This is a genomic window from Lacticaseibacillus sp. 22 (genome assembly GCF_055413445.1).
Map to the genome: position 1 here is coordinate 48,241 of NZ_JBVAYD010000015.1, position 17,703 is coordinate 65,943.

The window sequence follows — 17,703 nt, forward strand, 5'->3', positions numbered from 1 at the left end:
GCTCGTATACCGATCATCCACGGATACCGGCTTTTGTGTGATCTAAATAGCACTGGTCTTTTCATGAAAACTTCGGTACAATAGTAAATCGTAATCGTTACCGTTTGCTATTGGGAGGCAGCTATGAGTGAACCAATTTTGACCGTGGACCATCTTCGTTTCGGGTTCCGGGATCAGCAGCTTTATCAGGATTTGAGTTTTCATTTGGATGTTGGCTCCATGACGAGCTTGGTCGGGCCGAACGGGGTGGGTAAAACGACTTTGATTCGCCTGTTGATGGGCCAGTTGAAGCCGCAAGCCGGGACCATCCGTTTTCGTAAGCAACCTTCAGTTCGATTGGGATATGTGCCGCAGTTTCGAAATGTGGATGCCGAGTATCCGCTGTCGATCCGTAGTTTTATTCAGTTGCGCCAGTTGGATCACCTTTTTTTCTGGCATACTGCCAAGGAAAAGGCGGCTTTAGCTCGGGTGATTGAGGCGACACATTTAACTCAAATCGCGAATACACGGCTGGGCATGGCGAGTGGTGGCGAAAAGCAAAAGGCGTACTTAGCTCAGGCGCTGTTAGATGAGCCTAATTTTCTGATTCTTGATGAATCGACTGCTAGCTTAGATGTTAATACGAAGCACGAGTTAATGGACTTGGTACAAGAGCTTAACCAAACCCAAAAATTAACGGTCCTGTTTGTCACCCATGATCTCAGTTTAGCCAAGCAATATACCAACCAGTATTTATTGCTGACGGGGGACAGTTACGAAATGAAGCCGACTGCGGAAATGAATTTGGCTTCAATGCCGGAAGAGTTACGCAACGATGCCGAGAATCGCGGGGTGATCGCATGAATCTATTTGCCTATGCTTTTATGCAAAATGCTTTTATGGCCAGCACCTTTATTGCGATTACAACGGGGATTGTCGGGGTCTTTGTGGTGGCGCGTAACATGTCCTTTTTGGCGCATACCTTGTCTGAGGTTGGTTTTGCCGGGGCGGCGTTTGCGGTGTTTGCCGGCATTAGGCCATTGGACGGGATGCTGCTCTTTACCGCGATTAGCAGTATCAGCGTTGGGCGCATGTCGGTTCAAGCCTCACGTCGGGAAGCATCGATCAGTGCGGTTTCTAGCTTGTTTATCGGTTTAGGGATTCTGTTTTTATCACTTTCGAGTGCGAATGCCAGTTATGCCACAACGATTTTGTTCGGCAGTATTATTGGTATTTCCCAGGGTGACGTGTGGCAGCTGGTTGCATTAGCCGCGGGGGTGTTGTTCACCTTGTATTTTGGTTATCGGCGGTTGGCGTTTGATTCGTTCGATTCGGTCGGTTCTGCCGCACAGGGGTTGAAGAGTAAGTATATCTCGATTTATTTCCTACTTATTCTGGCAGTTTCGGTATCAATTGGAGCGCAGATTGTCGGGAGTTTGCTCGTGTTTATTCTTTTGACGCTGCCGCCAAATGTTGCCAAGTATCTGGGTAAAACGTTGCCGCAGATGATTGTCATCTCGGTTGTGACCGCATTGATCGGTGTCTGGAGCGGCCTTTACCTTGGCTTTTTGACAAACTGGCCGGTTACGTTCTTCATTGCTGCGATTGAGTTTGGTTTTTACTTTTTGGCATTGTGGTATCACCAAAAGACAAACTAAAAGCTGCTTGTTTGTTTTCAAATAAAAATGGCCCTAGAGCGACGAGAATCTCGTTGCTCTAGGGCTATTTTGATATCTGAGGCTGTAAAGAACCATTGTTGGCGCCAGTGGGTTATCGATGCGGTTTAAGTTGACGCAAAAAAGTCGTTACTTCTGCGCGATAATCGTGCTTTTGCTCGAATTGTGCCAGATAAGGAGCATTATGGGTGCTAGTGGCTCCGGTATGCCGCAGCTTCGTATATACCTCTAAGTAAGGCAAGGCAGCTTGTTTGGCTTGGGCTAATTCGGCCGCTGCGTCATATGGAACCTGACGTAAATCCAGATCCGTCATTGCCCCATGATGAAGGCTCAGCAAAGCATAGTCTGCATAAGTCGTGGTTTGTAAATGTGGCCGCGGTGAATACGCTTGACCAATTGAGCCGGGATTCAGTATCACCTGACCACTGCTGGTGTAGCGCAGTAATTGCTGATGGGTATGCCCGTAAAGGGCAATGTCGATTTTGGGGTCAGGCGCGATCTGGTCGAAATTGCTTTGTGGTTGATCCGGATAAAGTCGATGGCCGTGGTTGCTAGTCGGCAAGTTGTGGGCGAGACTGATCGTCAGACCGTCTTGTTCAAAGATTTCGTGTAATGGCCAGTGGCGAATGGCGGTCAGTATATCGGCATTTAGCTGCGGCCATAAATAAGCAACGAGCCGACTAAAGTAGACATCGGTGGGCTGGTTTAAGTCTACCGGGCCGTCCAATACCCAGAATAGGTCATCATCCCAGTTGCCCTTAACCAGATGTGTCAACGGCAGTGCATGCAGTCGGTCCCAAAGCTTAGCTGCCCCCGGTCCCGGTAGGAATAAGTCGCCAAGGAACCAGTATTCGTCAGCGTGATGTGCCTGTGCGTCTTTAAGCACTGCTGAAAAGGCGGTCATATTGCCGTGAATATCTGATAAAATGGCGATTTTTGTCATGCGTTCCTCCAGTGATCGTTCATTGTGACTAAGCCTTGCGTTCCCAGATCGCCTTTACCGGTTGCCACCATGTTAGCGTATAGCTGTTCAGCCAGTTGGGTTGCCGGTAACTGCAGATGCATTTTTTTGGCTTCGTCTAGGGCAATTCGGAGATCCTTGAGAAAATGTTTCGCAAAAAAGCCAGGGGTATAATCGCCCTGCAACATGCGAGGACCGTAATTGCTTAAGCTCCAGTTGGCGCCGGCCCCACTGCCGACCACCGTGAGCATTTCATTTAAATCAAGTCCGGCCGCTTTGCCATAAACCAGCATTTCAGTAAGCCCGGTCATGGTTCCGGCAATCATAATCTGATTGGCCATCTTAGCATGTTGGCCAGATCCAGCTGGGCCAAAATAGTTAACCGACGTTGCGATCGGTGCAAATAAATCCTTCAATCGGGGCAACAGAGATTTTTCGCCGCCTACCATGATCGTCAACGTGCCGTTCTTAGCGCCAATGTCGCCTCCCGAAACCGGCGCATCAATGGCATGAACCCCTTTGTCTGCAGCTTTGGAAGCAATGCTTTTGGCTAGTGTTGGCGTACTCGTGGTCATGTCGATGATTAAATCACCGGCGTGGGTGCCAGCAAGAACCCCGTCACAGCCATAATAAACGGTTTCAACGTCCTGAGGAAAACCGACCATGGACATGACAACATGACACTGTGCCGCCACCGCATGCGGAGATTCCGCCCAAGTGGCCCCGGCATCTAGCACTGTTTGCGCGTGGGCTTTTGTGCGGTTGTAAACGATGACCTCGTGACCGGCATTAAGAAAGTTTTTAACGATCCCGGTACCCATAACACCGGTACCAATAAATCCGAGTTTCAAACGACTCATCCTTTCTGCAAGATTTTTTCCAATTCCGTCAAGCGCTGTTCAAATACTGAAAAGGCGGCTTCAAGATAATCGGGTTTGGTCATATCAACGCCAGCTGTTTTCATGGTGTCAATGGCATACTTAGAACTCCCTGACTTCAAATAGTCTAAGTAATGGGCAGCCGCGTCAGGTTCACCGCTACTGATGCCCGCTGCTAAGGTTGAGGCAGCAGCAAAGCCGGTTGCATACTGGTAAACATAGTAATTGTAATAGAAGTGCGGAATGCGGGCCCATTCAAAGGCAATTTCCGGATCGCGTGCAACTTCCGGTCCATAATACCGGGCGTTGAGATCGGCGTAATATTGTGACATGCTGGTGGCCGTCAACGGTTCGCCTTGCTGATCCTGTTGGTGAATCCAGTGCTCGAACTCGGCAAATTGTGTCTGACGGAAAACAGTTCCTTTAAAACCATCGAGATAGTAATTCAAAATGTAGGCTCGTACTTTGGGATCATCCGAATGTGTCAGGAAATAATCAGTTAACAGGTTTTCGTTGGTTGTTGAAGCAATTTCGGCAACAAAGATCGGATAATCACCATAGACATACGGCTGATTGTGACGCGTGTACCAACTGTGGACGCTGTGGCCGGTTTCGTGAACCAACGTATAGAGTTCATCAACGGCATCGTGCCAGTTCAATAAGATGAACGGATTGGTATCATAAGCACCACCGGAATAGGCACCTGAACGTTTGCCTTTATTTTCGACAACATCAATATAGCGATTGTCAAAAATTTCGCGAACATGCTCAAGATAATCATCGCCTAGTGGGGCTAAAGCTTTTAAGGCCTCTGCTTTGGCTTGTTCAAGCGTATAAGTCAACGGCGGCTGGCCAGTCAGTGGTGTGTAAATGTCATACATGTGTAACTGATCGACTGCCAACACCTTTTTACGCAAGGCGACATAACGATGTAAAAGCGGCAGGTGGGTGTTAACCTGGTCGATAAGCGTCGTGTACACACTTTCCGGAATGTGATTACTTGCCATAGCGGCAGCACGCGCATTTTTGTAATGATGCGCTGTCGCGTTGAAATTATGGGCTTTCACTTGACCACTTAACGTTTGCGCAAACGTATTTTTTAAACTTTCGTAAGCACGCAGAAGGGCCTCGAAAGCCTCCTTGCGTAATTTACGGTTAGTCGAGCGAATCAACTGACCGTACAAACCGTTACTAAGCTGGACGGTTTCGCCATCTTCATTTTCAACAAACCCGAATTGCAGATCAGAGTTGTTTAATACATTGAAGGTCGCGTGACTGGCATTTAAGGCATCGCCCGCACTTGCAATCAAGGCCTCGGCAGCGGTTGTCAAGACGTGTTCTCGATTTACCGTGATGGCATCAATAAAATGTCCGAATGGCTTCAAGCTTTCAGTGTCACGCCAGGCCGTTAATTTGTCGCTTGGGATCGCCAGAATTTCCGGATCCAAAAACGCTAACTGACTGGCTAATTCAGCACCCAGGCTTTCAGCTTTGGCATTCATCGCCTGATAAGTGGCGTTACCGGTATCTTGATCGCTTTTTAAACTTGAATAGACGTAAACCTTCTCGAAGCGTCGAAAAACTGCAAGTACGGCTTTAATGCCGGTAACAAGGGCGTCTGCCGAGTTGCCTAACGTTCCTTTCAATGCGACGGCCGCTTTGGCTTGGGCACGGACAGCTTTAAAGTCGGTTTCCCAAGCTGAATCATCTGGATAAATCGTTGTCAGGTCCCAGGTCAATTGCGTTGGGACATCCTCTCGTGCTGGTAAATGTTGCATCTAATCAGCTCCAATTTCTAATATTTCTTTAATGTTACCATATCAAGCCGATTTTTGAGCTAATTCCCTTTTTTCTTCATAATTATCTGATACACTACCGTGGAAACTAAAACTGGAGTGAAGCACATATGTCCAAGCAACAAAAATCTGATCTACGAATCAAAAATCGCAAACCCAAACGGCGCCATCCGATTTTACGTGCGGTGGTTCTCATTGTGCTCGTGGCCCTTTTTCTGGCGGGTGGCTATGCAGCCAGGTTCTACTCACAAGCAAAAAAAGCAGTTGCGAAGACTTATGACCCGGTTAGCACGAAAACAGTCAATTCCGACCTCAATGGCAAAAAGCCAATCAGTATTCTTTTGATGGGTACCGATACCGGTGCTTTTGGCCGCACGGATACAGGTCGTTCCGACACGTTGATGCTTGTGACCATCAACCCTAAAGAAAAGAAAACAACGATGCTCAGTATTCCCCGCGATACGTTAGCAGAAATGGTGGGGACAGGCGATCAATCACCTACCTATGAGAAAATCAATGCGGCATACTCATATGGCAAGTCAGACGCGGCGATCAAAACCGTTGAAAAATTATTGAATGTTCCGATCAACTATTATGTGACCGTCAACATGGAAGGACTACAAAAGATTGTCGATGCTGTCGGTGGAGTGGACGTTAATGTGCCGTTTACCTGGACGGATGCAAATACAGGCGGGCAAACCTTTAAAAAAGGTAAGGCGCATCTTAACGGTGAACTCGCTCTTGCCTATGCCCGGATGCGTGATGAAGATCCAGAAGGCGATTATGGCCGGCAAAAACGTCAGCAGGAAGTCATCAATCAGATTGTTAAACACCTGATGTCAGTTAAATCACTGACGAACTATCAGAAGGTTATGGACTCGCTGTCATCTAGCATGCGAACCAATCTTACTTTTGATGACATGATGGCAATCGCCCAAAATTATCGCAGTTCGGCTTCAACGATTGAGCGCAAACAGCTGCAAGGCATTGGTGTTTATATTGATAACGCGGCTTATCAGGTTATGAAGACTGATACGCTTCAAAAAGCATCTGATGAAATGCGTGCTCAGCTAGGCTTGTCAAAGAAGACATTGAATAATTTCAATACCCACCAAAACGAAATTAACAATTCGCTTGGGTTCGATTGGACTGGCAATAATCCGGTTTATACGGTTTCACTTGATGGTGTGACCACAGGACCTTGAAGCGTTTGATAAAGTTAGTGTCAAAAAGCATGGCCACTTCGGTATTTGAAGGCGACCATGCTTTTTTGTGTCTTATGGAAATGATGATGAAGGTGGCATTTAAAATGGTTACTCTGGATCAGGTAAATCAGGTGCCAATTTTGCGCCGCTTAATTTAGCAGCAGCAAGACCACTTAAGAAGCCAATGATAAGGAACGGTACAAAGTCCATGCCAACTGAGAACCAAGGAATAAAGGTGGTAGCAAAGTGCTGAATGGCTGCGAAGAATGGCAGTTGCGCTAAGCTCGTCGGCAGGGCATGAATCGCATCAAGCAATGCGGGAACCAGCGTGAAACCGATCGTCGTTTTGTAAATCCGGGTATTTTTGCCAATCCAAGGATGAAGCAAGCCTAACATAATCAGCGCAATGGCTAATGGATAAAGCAGCATCAAGATCGGCGTGGAATAGGCGATAATTTGATCGAGCCCAAAATTGGCAATCAGAAAAGCACCAATAGTTGTGATCGGAAGAAAGAAATGATAGCCCAGTTTCGGAAAGCGATGTCCCAAATCCTGTGAAAAAGAGGTGACCAGACCAATGGCGGTGGTTAAGCAAGCCAGCAGCGTCATCGCTCCGAGCAAGGCAGTACCTATAAGGCCGGTGTAATGCGTCATAATTTGATTAAACGCGGTGCCGCCATTTGCGGTGATCTTAGAAAAGCCGAGACTAATGGCCCCTAACATAATCAGCAGGATATAGATGAGTGCTTCAAGTCCCATTGCCAATGAGCCAACCTTGGCAACGGCTTTAGCCCGACTGGAAGCATGATGTAATCCCATCAATTTCAGCGCGGTAATGATGGTAACGCCAAAGCCCAACCCGGCAAGTGCGTCCATCGTGTTGTAGCCTTGTAAGAAACCATTGGTGAGATTGCCGGTGATAAGTTTTGCATTGGCAGTGAAGCTAATAGCTCGAATGTCGCCTTTAATTAACAAGGCCCAGAAGAAAATAATGGCCAGTAAAAGCAACAATAGCGGATTCAGCAGCTTACCGATGTAGGTCGTGATTTTACTTTCATTGCGGGCAAGCAGAAATGTTATCAAAAAGAAAATAAACGAAAAAATCAACAAACCGATTTGCTGCTGCCCCTTGTTTAGAAAGGGTGCGATACCAATAGCGTAAGTAACAGTGGCGGTTCTTGGCGAAGCAATTAGCAATCCGAGACTGGCATGGGTGGCAAGCAGGAAGAATAAGGCGAATCCATGGCCTGCTGGACGAGCGAGATCGTACATACTACTCGCACGGGTAAGACTAATGGCCATGATGGATAGCAGCGGCAGTAAAACGGCCGATAGTAAGAACCCGATGGCAGCCGGTAGCCAAGCCGCTCCGGCTAGCTGCCCCATATGAATCGGGAAGATTAAATTTCCGGCTCCAAAGAACATGCCGAATAACAAAGAACCGAGTGTGAGGTATTGACGTTTGGTGAGCTTAGCTTGAGTTGACATTGTAGATCCCTCCATGTTTATAAAATCACTGCGACACTGAATGCTGACTGTCGGGTATTTTTTCCATAAGAAAAGCCCTTAACAGTCAGAACTGTTAAGGGCGCGGATCACGCTGTACCACCTTACTTTACCGCCAACGTCACCGAAAGCGGTCTCGCCGCGTACGGCCTGATTCGGCGATACGCGATTGCTGTAATGGGCGCAATCCCAGCCATTACTTCCGAAGTCGCAATGGCAACTCGTAGACTACTTTCCACTAGATAATCAGAGGTCTCTTCCCACCAACCGAGACTCGCTGACACTGACAATCTAGGTACTCTTCTACTCATCGTTTTTGAAAATCTGTTGAATTGATCTTTATTTTACGAAGAAGTGGGAAAAAGTCAAATACTTTTTTAAAAATATGAGTTAGTTTGATGAGAAATATGAGGGCTAATGGGGAAGCAGTACCCGTTAAAATGCCCATATAAAGGCAATGGTGCTGCTGACATCCAAACAGTTGGCTAGTCATTTTTCCTCATATCAATCATGACATGGCCTGAAGTTCACGATAGTCACGACTGGCTGAAAAAATCCCGCATTTAACCAATGAACAGAAAAAAGCCCTCTCGCTCACACATAGCGAAAGGACTTTCTGATTTTAGCTAATAAATTAGCCAACAACTTCAACTGTGGCTGTCATGACGCCAGCTGAAGGAATCTGTGAGTTAGGCATCGCGACATCCAGCTGATTAGGATTGCCGTTAGCAAAACTACCGGTGTCATTAACGGTTCGATACCAAACCGTGCCATCGGATAATGTAATCTTCAGGCGAGTCCCCTTTGGAAAGACGGAGAGATTAGCTGCGACACCATCGTAACCCATGCTTGAACCCAAGACGGCCGGATCATAGAAGCTTAACTTAAAGGTCCCTTTGTTAGTCGTGGTTTGGGTTGTGGTTGCACTAGCCGCAGCTGCACTTGCGCTAGCCGCCTGCTGGGCTGCTTGTGCCTGAGCCTGTTCCTGGGCAGCCTGTTGAGCAGCTGCCTGTTCTGCTGCAGCTTTTTCGGCTGCGGCTTTTTCAGCTGCAGCCTGTTCCTCGGCAGCCTTAGCAGCGGCCGCTTTTTGCTCAGCAATTTGATGCGCTGCTTCGGCGATATCGTTTGTGCCGACTGTGATGGTATTTTCTTTCTTCGGGTTGATCAGTGAATAAGTATCCGCTTGGTCAGCCTTTACTTCATTCTTTGCCTCGTTGCTTAACACAATTGACTTAGCTCTAACTTGACTATTGTCACTATCATTATTGGCGTGATCAGCGATGGCTTCTACTTTTTGTGAATGATTACTTGTCATTCCTAATAGAGGCGCCACACTGAGTAACGCGATGATGGATAATTTGATTTGCTTAGTAAAGATAAAAATTCACTCCTATATTTTGAATAGTCGTCATTTTGTTCCCCCGAGAACACAAACGAAGTATATAGGGATGGTGTGTCAATAAAATACCAGCATCATTACAAAAACATCTAAATTGGTAATATTGTTACGTGGATGTAACAAACGGAATGTTAAAAATTTTCGTAACAATCACTGAACTTTTCCGGAAAAAGTGGGCTCAACCCTTGAAGTTTCTGTGATTTGCGGCACTTTTCTACCATAATTTGTGAATTTTTGGAAAATTTTTGGGTGCCTAAACTTTCGTAAGTGGGAAAATGTTATGCTAACTTTATGTCTTCAAGTCAGCATTTGCGGACATGAAGAATGGGTGGTCAAGACCAAAGCTTGGTATTTGGTGGCTTGAGATGGATGGATTATTATTGATATTTTTTATTCATTATAATGTGCTCCCAGGTGCAGAGGACGCTTACACTCCGGTTTCTAACCGCGCCGGCTCGCGCTCACCATAACGCGCTCCCCGGCGCAGAAGTCTGCGTGTAAGGACCTAAAATGCAATGGCCAAAGCCCAGCCATCACGTTTTAGGCCGCTTACACTCCGACTTCTAACCGCGCCGGCTCGCGCTCAGCTTTAGTTAACGAGTTTTTCCATAATCAGGTATAATAAGACAAGACAGACGTAACCTATTATTTACAGGAACTTACAGGAGCTTAAATGGGGGAAGCGTCTATTTAAGGGAGGACTTGAATCGGTGGCAATGTATCGGGAGAAGCGGTTTGAAGAAATCAAGAAGCTGTTGGCAGCGCGTAATGAGCTCAGCATCGAAGATATTATGAAGGCTGTTGGCGTTTCTCGTGACACTGCTCGGCGCGATATCGTTGCCTTAGATGCTCAAGGTGTTGCCAGACGTACCCGTGGCGGTTTGGTGTCGTTGAATTTCGGCCACACGATTCCCAGTTATTCGACCCGCTTGAAACGTTTTTCTACCCAGAAAACCAAAATGGCCAAAGCAGCGTTATCGCTGATTAAGGCGGGCGGCGTTTACTTTATTGATGACTCAACCACGCTTTTGAAATTGTCACAATCGATTCATCATCCAGTCACGGTATATACGCATAGCTTGGACAACGCCATTGCCCTTTCAGTCGAAGAACGGGTTAATTTGCATTTGTTTGGCGGTAAGCTCGATCACCACGCACGGTTTTTCTTTGAGCCCACGATGCTGGAGACTTTGCGGCGAATTGCTTTTGATGCTGCGTTTATTGGCGCCACAGCGATTGCCGAAGATGGCGTGTATTTTTCTTATATGGAAGATGCTCAGGTCAAACAAGCGGCGGCGTTATCGGCACGGCAGGTGGTTGTAGTTTCCGAAACCGAAAAATTCCAGATACAGGCACCGTATCGCGGGTTGGAACTTGGACAGATTGATACACTGATTACTGATAAGAAATTAGCGCAAACGCAAAAGCAGTGGTTCCCGACTAAGACGGACTTCTTAATCGGTGATTAATACCAACTTAAGTAAAAAGGATTGATATGTATTCAATTTCAGCAAATAGGCTATCAACAGCGGACACGTCAGGAGGTGTCGCCATGGTAACGCCACTTGTGACGATCATTGTGCCGGTTTATAACCTTGAAAGCTATGTGGCGCATGGTTTAAAAAGCCTTTTAGCACAAACTTACTCCCACTTACAGATTATTGTGATCGATGATGCGTCAAGTGATCGCTCGCCGCAGATTGTGACCCGGTTTGCGCAACGGGATCGGCGCATTCAGGCCATCTTAAAGCCGGTGAACCAAGGTGTTTCGGCGGCACGTAATAGCGGACTGGAACAAGCTCGGGGTGAGTTGGTTGCGTTTATGGACGGAGATGACTGGTATGAACCGGACTTCATTGCCCATGCCGTTGATGTGATGACTCAGGGATGGGATCTCATTGCCATGCCGTTTTTCCGTGACGATCCCAATCCACGTCCGGTTCAAGAACATCTGCGTAAGGCGAAGCAATTGACAAGAAAAGGGCTCATCCGGCAGATGCTGCACCCCATTGGTTATATTCGCGGCTATTTATGGAACAAAGTGTTTCGGCGGGATGTGATTGAACGCCTGCAATTACGCTTTGATGAACAGATGTCCATTATGGAAGACGAGCTTTTTACCGCCACATATGTGATGGCAACGCGGCATTTTTTGTATACCGGACATCCGGCGTATCATCATGTCGTGCGACGGGATTCGGCCACTCAATCGTTAGGTGTTCTGGGGGCAATCCCGCAGCAGCTCTATGCGTTGTGGCGCATTCATCATGTGTTGCGCCATGCCCACCGCTACGAAAAGGGTACTAAAAAAGAAGCAATTAAAATTGACCATTAAAACAAAGGAGTATGGATGTTGACCGAGAATTTAATGACTTACCGAGAGCTCAAGCATAAGGCCAAAGAACAACTAAAGACCGGGACGAATCGCCGCGATTTGATGCTGGCTTATCTACTGCCGAGTTTGTTGCAGGCGGCAGCCTCGATTGTTGCTTATTTGGCGATTTTGGCGGTGATTCAGAGCTTCGGGGTAGAAAAAACACTGACAGATCCAAATGGCTTTCAAGCGTATTATATGCAAAGTGGCAACAACACCGGGACACTCAATACCATTCAAAGTCTGGTGAATACCATGCTGGTGCAAGGGGTTAACTTTGCGGTGCTGGATCTTGTCCGGCATCAGACGCGCGTTCATCCATTTCGTGCGGTATTGGGTCTTTTTAACGGCAAGTGGTTCTGGGGTTCGATTTCGCTATGGATCTTTACCTATTTCCTGACGCTTATCGGCTTTTCCTTCCTCGTTATTCCAGGTGTTTTGCTGATACTGGGATGGCGGCAGGCTTTTTGGGTTTTCAAAGACGGACATGAAGCAGATCAACGTTTCTCATCGATTTCGGCATTGATCGGCTCATGGCGGCTCATGCGCGGTTTTAAAGCTAATTTGCTCGGGTTGTACGTCTCGTTAATTGGCTGGTACTTGCTGGAAAATCTGACGTTCCACCTTTTTGACTGGGCGATTAATCCCTATCTTCAACTCGTGCACGCTAATTACTATGAGAATCGGCGTGCTTATAAAATGGCGGCGCAAGCGTAGTCCTTTTGGCGTGTCTTTTTAACCGCAGCGGCGTATACTGGCGGCGTCTAAGTTTATGAAGGAATCAGACAAGTGAGAAGGATGGGTGCTTTTACCATGGAAACAGAAGCATACATGACCTTGGCTGAAGTCAAAAGCCGGCAGTTGGCATTAAAACGGCAGGTACCACTTGATCAAGCGATTGCAGAGAATATTCAGAACTGGGCACAGTGGTTGTTGGACGAAGGGTTTGAAGGCAGTTATTTTACTGCCAAGCTAGAGGGGGCAGCTATTTTGATTCGTGATCTTAATGGACAGCTAGTTGCAACCATAACGACTGATGCGCCTAGTTATGTGACGGCGTTCAAGCAGGCTGATCGGATGACGATGCTCGCCATTCAAACGAAGCTTCGGCGTTTAATTGATCAGCACGGGCTAACCCTGTCGTGATTGAGCGCAGGTTGGCTGACGACTAAGGCTGAGAAAATTTCATGACAGAAAAGCAGCGATCAAAAAAATACCATCCGCCGTTACTGAAGTGAGTAACGACGGGTGGTACTTTTCGTGTATCTTATAAATCAAAAAATCTTCAAGCGATTTAGCGGCCAATAGCGCCAAACGACGACTGACTGAATTTTGGATTTATCAACGAATCCAAAGTCACGACTGTCATGCGAAACCAACCGATTATCCCCCATGACGAAATACTTGCCAGCAGGTACTTTTGCTGACTTAGTTGAAGATAGGGTTTTGATGTTGAAATCGTTGGTGAATTTAATCGTGGAGGAATCCAGCCCTTGTTGACTGGCCCATTGATTAATTTCCGTTCGTGCAAATTTGTGATTCAAGTAAGGCTCGGCAATGGCCTTTCCGTTGACGTAAAGCTTATCGTTTTTAGCGCTCACCGTGTCACCTGGCATGCCAATCACACGTTTAATATAGAGGGATTTTGGTCGATCAGGTGCATTTATTACGACAATATCGTTGCGTTTGGGCTGCATGACGCGAACGGAATAAAGCCGTTCGCCGTTTTCCAATGTCGGCTGCATTGACGTGCCTTGGACAACATCTTTGCTGACGACATATTTCATGAGCAGCTGGGTCGCAAAAAAGATGACGATGAAGAGCACAAGAAATTCGAGAATCGTTCTTAAGACGGAATGACTGTTATTTTTCACGATGGCACCTTCCGGTAGAGATTTACTTAAGTCTACCACAAGCCTTGTCGCCACGACTAAAAAGTTCGCTTGTCAATTAATCATATTTCGGGAAAAAAACGCTTTTTTCAGCTTGCCGGCAGAGATCGACAATCTGGGCATATTCCGCCAGTGTCAAACACCAACGATGCGGTAAGCTTGTGTACCCATAAGCTAACCCAGCCAAGCCGCCGGTTAATGCCGCAGCGGTGTCGGTTGCCCCACCAAGTGCAAGTGCGTGTAAGACGGCATCGTGATAATCCGGCCAAGTCGAAAGCGCATGCAACACCCGAACGAGCAGACTTAAAGGATCGGTTGCCGTAGCATCAAGTGAGGTGGGTGCCGCGAGCAGAGATTGAAATGAGTCAAAAACCGGTTGTTCCGCCTGCTTATTGGCAAAATAGTCGCCAGCCTTGGTGATACCGGTAGCGATGGCAGTTGGCAGGTCCGGGGCATCCGCGAGTAATTCGATGGCGATTTGGGTGTAAATAGCCGTTGCTACCATATTCTCCGGATCGGTGTTGGTGAGGGTGACAAAGTTTTGAAAGAGACGACTACCCTCTGCTTTTTTGAATAGATCTGTGTCAAATGTTTGATAAGCAAAAAAAGCAAATGGTAAAGCGCGGATCAATGCTCCTGGTTCGTTAGGCGCCGCCGCAGCTTTTCCAGTGGTCAAAGCAGTTGCCACACTAGGCCAAATATCGGGATTGCGTTTTCCATAAGGTGCGTGTTTTCCATTTTTAAACCACGCTTGGTAAGCAGCGATTAGCTTTGCCTGATCAAAGCCGGATTGTAAGGCGTCTAGGCCGGCAAGTGTGAGGCCGGTTTCATCGGAATACGTGCCGGCTGGTTGGTTGAAGGTGCCATAACCCTTCATGGTCGTGACTGGCGCAGCAGCCAGATCGGCCTGCGACTGCCCCTTAACCGGTAATCCCAAAGCGTCACCGATTGCAAACCCAACCGTTCCGTGAATCAAACGAGATTCCATGATCCCCATTTTTGCCATCTCCTTATCAAAATACTGGTTCATGCATGTCGCATTTCAAGCAGTTGTCACCACAAAAACCGCGATGAGGTAGTAAATACCACCGTCTATTTAATCGGCTGATGCAGTCATTATTTCTCCGGAGAAGCAGAAAATGCAAAAAATTTGCCTCGTTGTCAAACATCAACCGCTGTGATAGCCTAGCTAGCAGTAGCTATTTTCAGAAAGCTGCCGTGTTGAGTGCGTTGACGGCCGGTTTGAATTCGGCCTGAAAAGCATACTGGCAGCGAGATAATGGGCATGATGGGGCATCATAACAGTGTGCGGATGGTTTGAAAAGCCAAAACCGCGGCGAATGAGAGTACAAGCTTTTTTAAGATAGGCTTCAAATGATGGCGTCAGTAATGCTTGGCGGTTTTTATAGAAGGAGAATGAAATGAGTGTTTTAACCGTAACCGGGTTATCGCAGCGGTTTTTAGACAAGGTGTTGTATCAAGATGCCAGTTTTCAGGTGAATATTGAAGATCATCTCGGTGTGATTGGCCAAAATGGCGTCGGGAAAAGTACCTTAATCAAGATTTTGACTGGGGCCTTAACACCGGATGCGGGGAAGATTATCTGGCAAAAGCATCTTCATGTCGGCTATTTGGACCAGTATGCCAATTTGGTGCCGGGACAAACAGTTATTGAGTTTCTGCGGACCGCTTTCGATGAGCTTTATCGTAAAGAGACCAAGATGAACCAAATCTATGCCGATTATGCGGCTCACCCGGATGATGAGCTTTTAGCGAAGGCTGGTGAATTACAGCAAGAGCTTGAAGCCGGTGACTTTTATGAGCTCGAAACCACGATCCAGACAGTGGCAGAAGGCTTGGGCATCACGGCGATGGGGATGGATCATCCGGTTGATGCTTTGTCTGGCGGCCAACGCTCGAAACTAATCTTGGCGAAACTGTTATTGGAAAAGCCGGATATGTTATTACTGGATGAACCGACGAATTATCTGGATGTTTCGCACATCGCCTGGTTGACTGATTGGCTCCAGAACTTTGAAGGAGCCTTCATTGTGATCTCCCATGATTTTGACTTTCTCGAAAATGTGACCAATGCGGTATTGGATATTGAGTTTGGCCAAATCACCAAATATACAGGGACTTTAAAACAGGCTATGCGTCAAAAAGAAGCTGACCACGAGACGTATCTGAAGGCTTTTGCCAAACAGCAGGAGACGATCAAGAAAACCGAGGCCTTTATCCGCAAGTTCAAAGCCGGCACCCGCGCAACCATGGCTAAAAGTCGGGAAAAGCAATTAGCCCGTATGGATAAATTGACACCCCCGGGTACGCGAGCAAAGGCGCATTTAGCCTTTCCGTATATGCCGGTTAACCGCCAAATGCTAGTGGACGTTAACGATCTAGTCGTCGGATATGATAAGCCTTTGTTGCAGCCGATTAATTTTTCGGTGGCTAAGGATCAGGTGATTGCATTTGAAGGCTTTAACGGTGTTGGTAAGTCAACCTTATTGAAGACGATTCTCGGTTTGTTGCCAGCACTGGGTGGTAGTGTCGAGATTGCCGACAATGTCACTTTTGGCTATTACGAACAAGAACTGCACTGGGATCAGCCCAAGCAAAGTCCGGTTCAGTATTTGCAACAACGCTTTCCGGCCTTAACCCAAAAGACGGTACGCCAAGTGTTGTCACGAACCGCGTTGACAAGTGAGGAAGCCAATAATCCGCTAACGATGCTGTCAGGTGGCGAGCAAGCTAAAGTCAAATTGGCTGATCTCATGTTACAGACAACCAATATTTTGGTGATGGATGAACCAACGAATCATCTAGATGACGACACCAAAAATGCGCTGCGAACCGGACTGCAACAGTATCCCGGCGCCGTTTTACTCGTATCTCATGAAGCAGGCTTCTATGATCATTCCTGGGTCGACACAGTTGTCAATGTCGAACAATTTCAAGTCAAAGAATGATAGCGGACAAAGGCTAGTTACGATGATTAATGGCGGTGCAACAAGCTAGGACACCAAAATCAGACGACACCTGAGCGAATGCGATGGTGTCTTTTTATATACGCGCAATAAATGAACTGATCGGCGGGGGCACGCTTAATTCTTGGGATGCCACATCAATTGTGTATATGCATAGGTCAGGTGATCGGTTACCGGCATGTGCGGATTTTCATGACCGGTCAATGCTTTAGCCACACGTTCCGCCGCCTTGACGCCCACAGGTAAACCAAGTTCGGGCAGCATATCACTGACAGTCGTTTGCTCCTCTAGGTGGTAAGTCAGCGTGTGCGTTTCAAATGGAATTTGATGTAAGCTTAACCAATTTTGATAGCCGGCAACGCGACTTGGATCGGCTTGATAAGCGACCGGCATATCGTGGCCTAAAAGAGTTAGAGCGTGGCGAACCAAAGCATCATCTTGCTGTGTTTGAAAGTTCAGGATGACTGTTTTTCGCGCCAGAGCGTTTAAAAGTGATAACTCTTCCGGCAATAGCGTTGGCAGTTGACTGACAAAGACAAGATCAGCACTTGTCGATGAAACAAGTTGATGCCAATCATCGGTGAGATAAGTCATGCTTGTTTTTTTGTTGGCTTTCAATCGGGTTTTTGCATATGTAAGCATCGCCGAAGACCAGTCAATTAAGGTGAGGTGACGGACATACGGGGCCAATCGGATAGCAAAACGGCCGGTACCGGCAGCAAGGTCTATCAATGAGTCGGCTGGGAGCAACCCATTAGCGATCATCCAGGTAGTCACATCATGGGCAAGCGGTAGCCGGGAATCTTGTTCAGCGGCAGCATAGTCTGCGGCGAAGTGATTCCAAAAATCACGATCTTCCTGCATAAGAAAAGAGGTCTCCTTTTTTGAAAAACTTTTTTTAAAAAAGTTGTTGACTTGGGATGGGAAACTGCGTAGTATAGTACGAGTTGTCAGTCATAAAACATTTTAAGCCGCTCAGCGATTTAAAAAAAGATGTTGACAAAGAGTTGCCAATTTGATACTCTAATTAAGTTGTCGCTTGGCAACAAA

Annotated in this window: 16 protein-coding genes; 8 read left to right on the forward strand and 8 right to left on the reverse strand. The window is 47.0% G+C overall.

What is annotated here, in order from left to right; genetic code table 11:
* Positions 1–123 precede the first annotated feature (123 nt).
* On the forward strand, positions 124–843 hold the full coding sequence (locus ACWP87_RS08425; RefSeq protein ID WP_005685357.1) for a metal ABC transporter ATP-binding protein: 720 nt from the start codon (positions 124–126) through the stop codon (positions 841–843).
* Positions 840–1,637, forward strand: a complete 798-nt coding sequence (locus tag ACWP87_RS08430; RefSeq protein WP_005685358.1) for a metal ABC transporter permease — start codon at positions 840–842, stop codon at positions 1,635–1,637. Before ACWP87_RS08425 ends, ACWP87_RS08430 begins: the two co-directional genes overlap by 4 nt.
* 112 nt (positions 1,638–1,749) lie before the next feature.
* Here the strand turns inward: ACWP87_RS08430 and ACWP87_RS08435 are convergent, their stop codons facing one another.
* The 3 genes from ACWP87_RS08435 to pepF are packed head-to-tail and all read right to left on the reverse strand — an operon-like array spanning position 1,750 to position 5,272.
* Positions 1,750–2,598, reverse strand: coding sequence for a metallophosphoesterase family protein (locus ACWP87_RS08435; RefSeq protein WP_014568998.1), 849 nt, complete (start codon positions 2,596–2,598; stop codon positions 1,750–1,752).
* The gene (locus tag ACWP87_RS08440; RefSeq protein WP_014568999.1) at positions 2,595–3,476 is read right to left on the reverse strand and encodes an NAD(P)-dependent oxidoreductase; all 882 of its coding nucleotides are present in this window, start codon (positions 3,474–3,476) and stop codon (positions 2,595–2,597) included. Before ACWP87_RS08440 ends, ACWP87_RS08435 begins: the two co-directional genes overlap by 4 nt.
* A complete protein-coding gene (gene pepF / locus ACWP87_RS08445; RefSeq protein WP_005685361.1) occupies positions 3,473–5,272 on the reverse strand; it encodes an oligoendopeptidase F in 1,800 nt (599 codons plus the stop codon). The genes ACWP87_RS08440 and pepF overlap by 4 nt, the downstream gene beginning before the upstream one ends.
* Positions 5,273–5,400: 128 nt before the next feature.
* Between pepF and ACWP87_RS08450 the strand changes: the two genes are divergently transcribed.
* The gene (locus tag ACWP87_RS08450) at positions 5,401–6,495 is read left to right on the forward strand and encodes an LCP family glycopolymer transferase (protein ID WP_005685362.1); all 1,095 of its coding nucleotides are present in this window, start codon (positions 5,401–5,403) and stop codon (positions 6,493–6,495) included.
* A gap of 108 nt (positions 6,496–6,603) precedes the next feature.
* Here the strand turns inward: ACWP87_RS08450 and brnQ are convergent, their stop codons facing one another.
* Both brnQ and ACWP87_RS08460 read right to left on the reverse strand, forming a co-directional pair.
* On the reverse strand, positions 6,604–7,983 hold the full coding sequence (gene brnQ / locus ACWP87_RS08455) for a branched-chain amino acid transport system II carrier protein (RefSeq protein WP_005685364.1): 1,380 nt from the start codon (positions 7,981–7,983) through the stop codon (positions 6,604–6,606).
* 652 nt (positions 7,984–8,635) lie between these two features.
* A complete protein-coding gene (locus tag ACWP87_RS08460; RefSeq protein ID WP_005685365.1) occupies positions 8,636–9,316 on the reverse strand; it encodes a hypothetical protein in 681 nt (226 codons plus the stop codon).
* 794 nt (positions 9,317–10,110) lie between these two features.
* Between ACWP87_RS08460 and ACWP87_RS08465 the strand changes: the two genes are divergently transcribed.
* The 4 genes from ACWP87_RS08465 to ACWP87_RS08480 all read left to right on the forward strand — a co-directional run bounded on the left by ACWP87_RS08465 (position 10,111) and on the right by ACWP87_RS08480 (position 12,920).
* Positions 10,111–10,869 (forward strand): DeoR/GlpR family DNA-binding transcription regulator, encoded by a 759-nt coding sequence (locus ACWP87_RS08465; protein ID WP_005685366.1) that lies wholly within the window; start codon positions 10,111–10,113, stop codon positions 10,867–10,869.
* A gap of 83 nt (positions 10,870–10,952) precedes the next feature.
* Positions 10,953–11,735, forward strand: a complete 783-nt coding sequence (locus tag ACWP87_RS08470; protein WP_005685367.1) for a glycosyltransferase family 2 protein — start codon at positions 10,953–10,955, stop codon at positions 11,733–11,735.
* An 18-nt stretch (positions 11,736–11,753) separates the two neighbouring features.
* Positions 11,754–12,491, forward strand: coding sequence for a DUF975 family protein (locus ACWP87_RS08475; RefSeq protein WP_015764825.1), 738 nt, complete (start codon positions 11,754–11,756; stop codon positions 12,489–12,491).
* Positions 12,492–12,587: 96 nt separating this feature from the next.
* The gene (locus tag ACWP87_RS08480) at positions 12,588–12,920 is read left to right on the forward strand and encodes a hypothetical protein (RefSeq protein ID WP_005685369.1); all 333 of its coding nucleotides are present in this window, start codon (positions 12,588–12,590) and stop codon (positions 12,918–12,920) included.
* 128 nt (positions 12,921–13,048) lie between these two features.
* On the opposite strand, the gene lepB is transcribed toward ACWP87_RS08480, so the two are convergent.
* On the reverse strand, positions 13,049–13,648 hold the full coding sequence (gene lepB, locus ACWP87_RS08485) for a signal peptidase I (RefSeq protein WP_005685370.1): 600 nt from the start codon (positions 13,646–13,648) through the stop codon (positions 13,049–13,051).
* A gap of 76 nt (positions 13,649–13,724) precedes the next feature.
* Positions 13,725–14,663 carry an ADP-ribosylglycohydrolase family protein gene (locus ACWP87_RS08490; protein WP_005685372.1) on the reverse strand — a complete coding sequence of 313 codons (939 nt, stop codon included), beginning with the start codon at positions 14,661–14,663 and terminating at the stop codon, positions 13,725–13,727.
* A gap of 424 nt (positions 14,664–15,087) precedes the next feature.
* Here ACWP87_RS08490 and ACWP87_RS08495 point away from each other — a divergent pair, with 424 nt between their 5' ends.
* Complete coding sequence (locus tag ACWP87_RS08495) at positions 15,088–16,635, forward strand: ABC-F family ATP-binding cassette domain-containing protein (RefSeq protein ID WP_005685373.1); 1,548 nt, start codon at positions 15,088–15,090, stop codon at positions 16,633–16,635.
* 135 nt (positions 16,636–16,770) lie between these two features.
* On the opposite strand, the gene ACWP87_RS08500 is transcribed toward ACWP87_RS08495, so the two are convergent.
* A complete protein-coding gene (locus ACWP87_RS08500; protein WP_005685375.1) occupies positions 16,771–17,517 on the reverse strand; it encodes a class I SAM-dependent methyltransferase in 747 nt (248 codons plus the stop codon).
* Positions 17,518–17,703 lie beyond the last annotated feature (186 nt).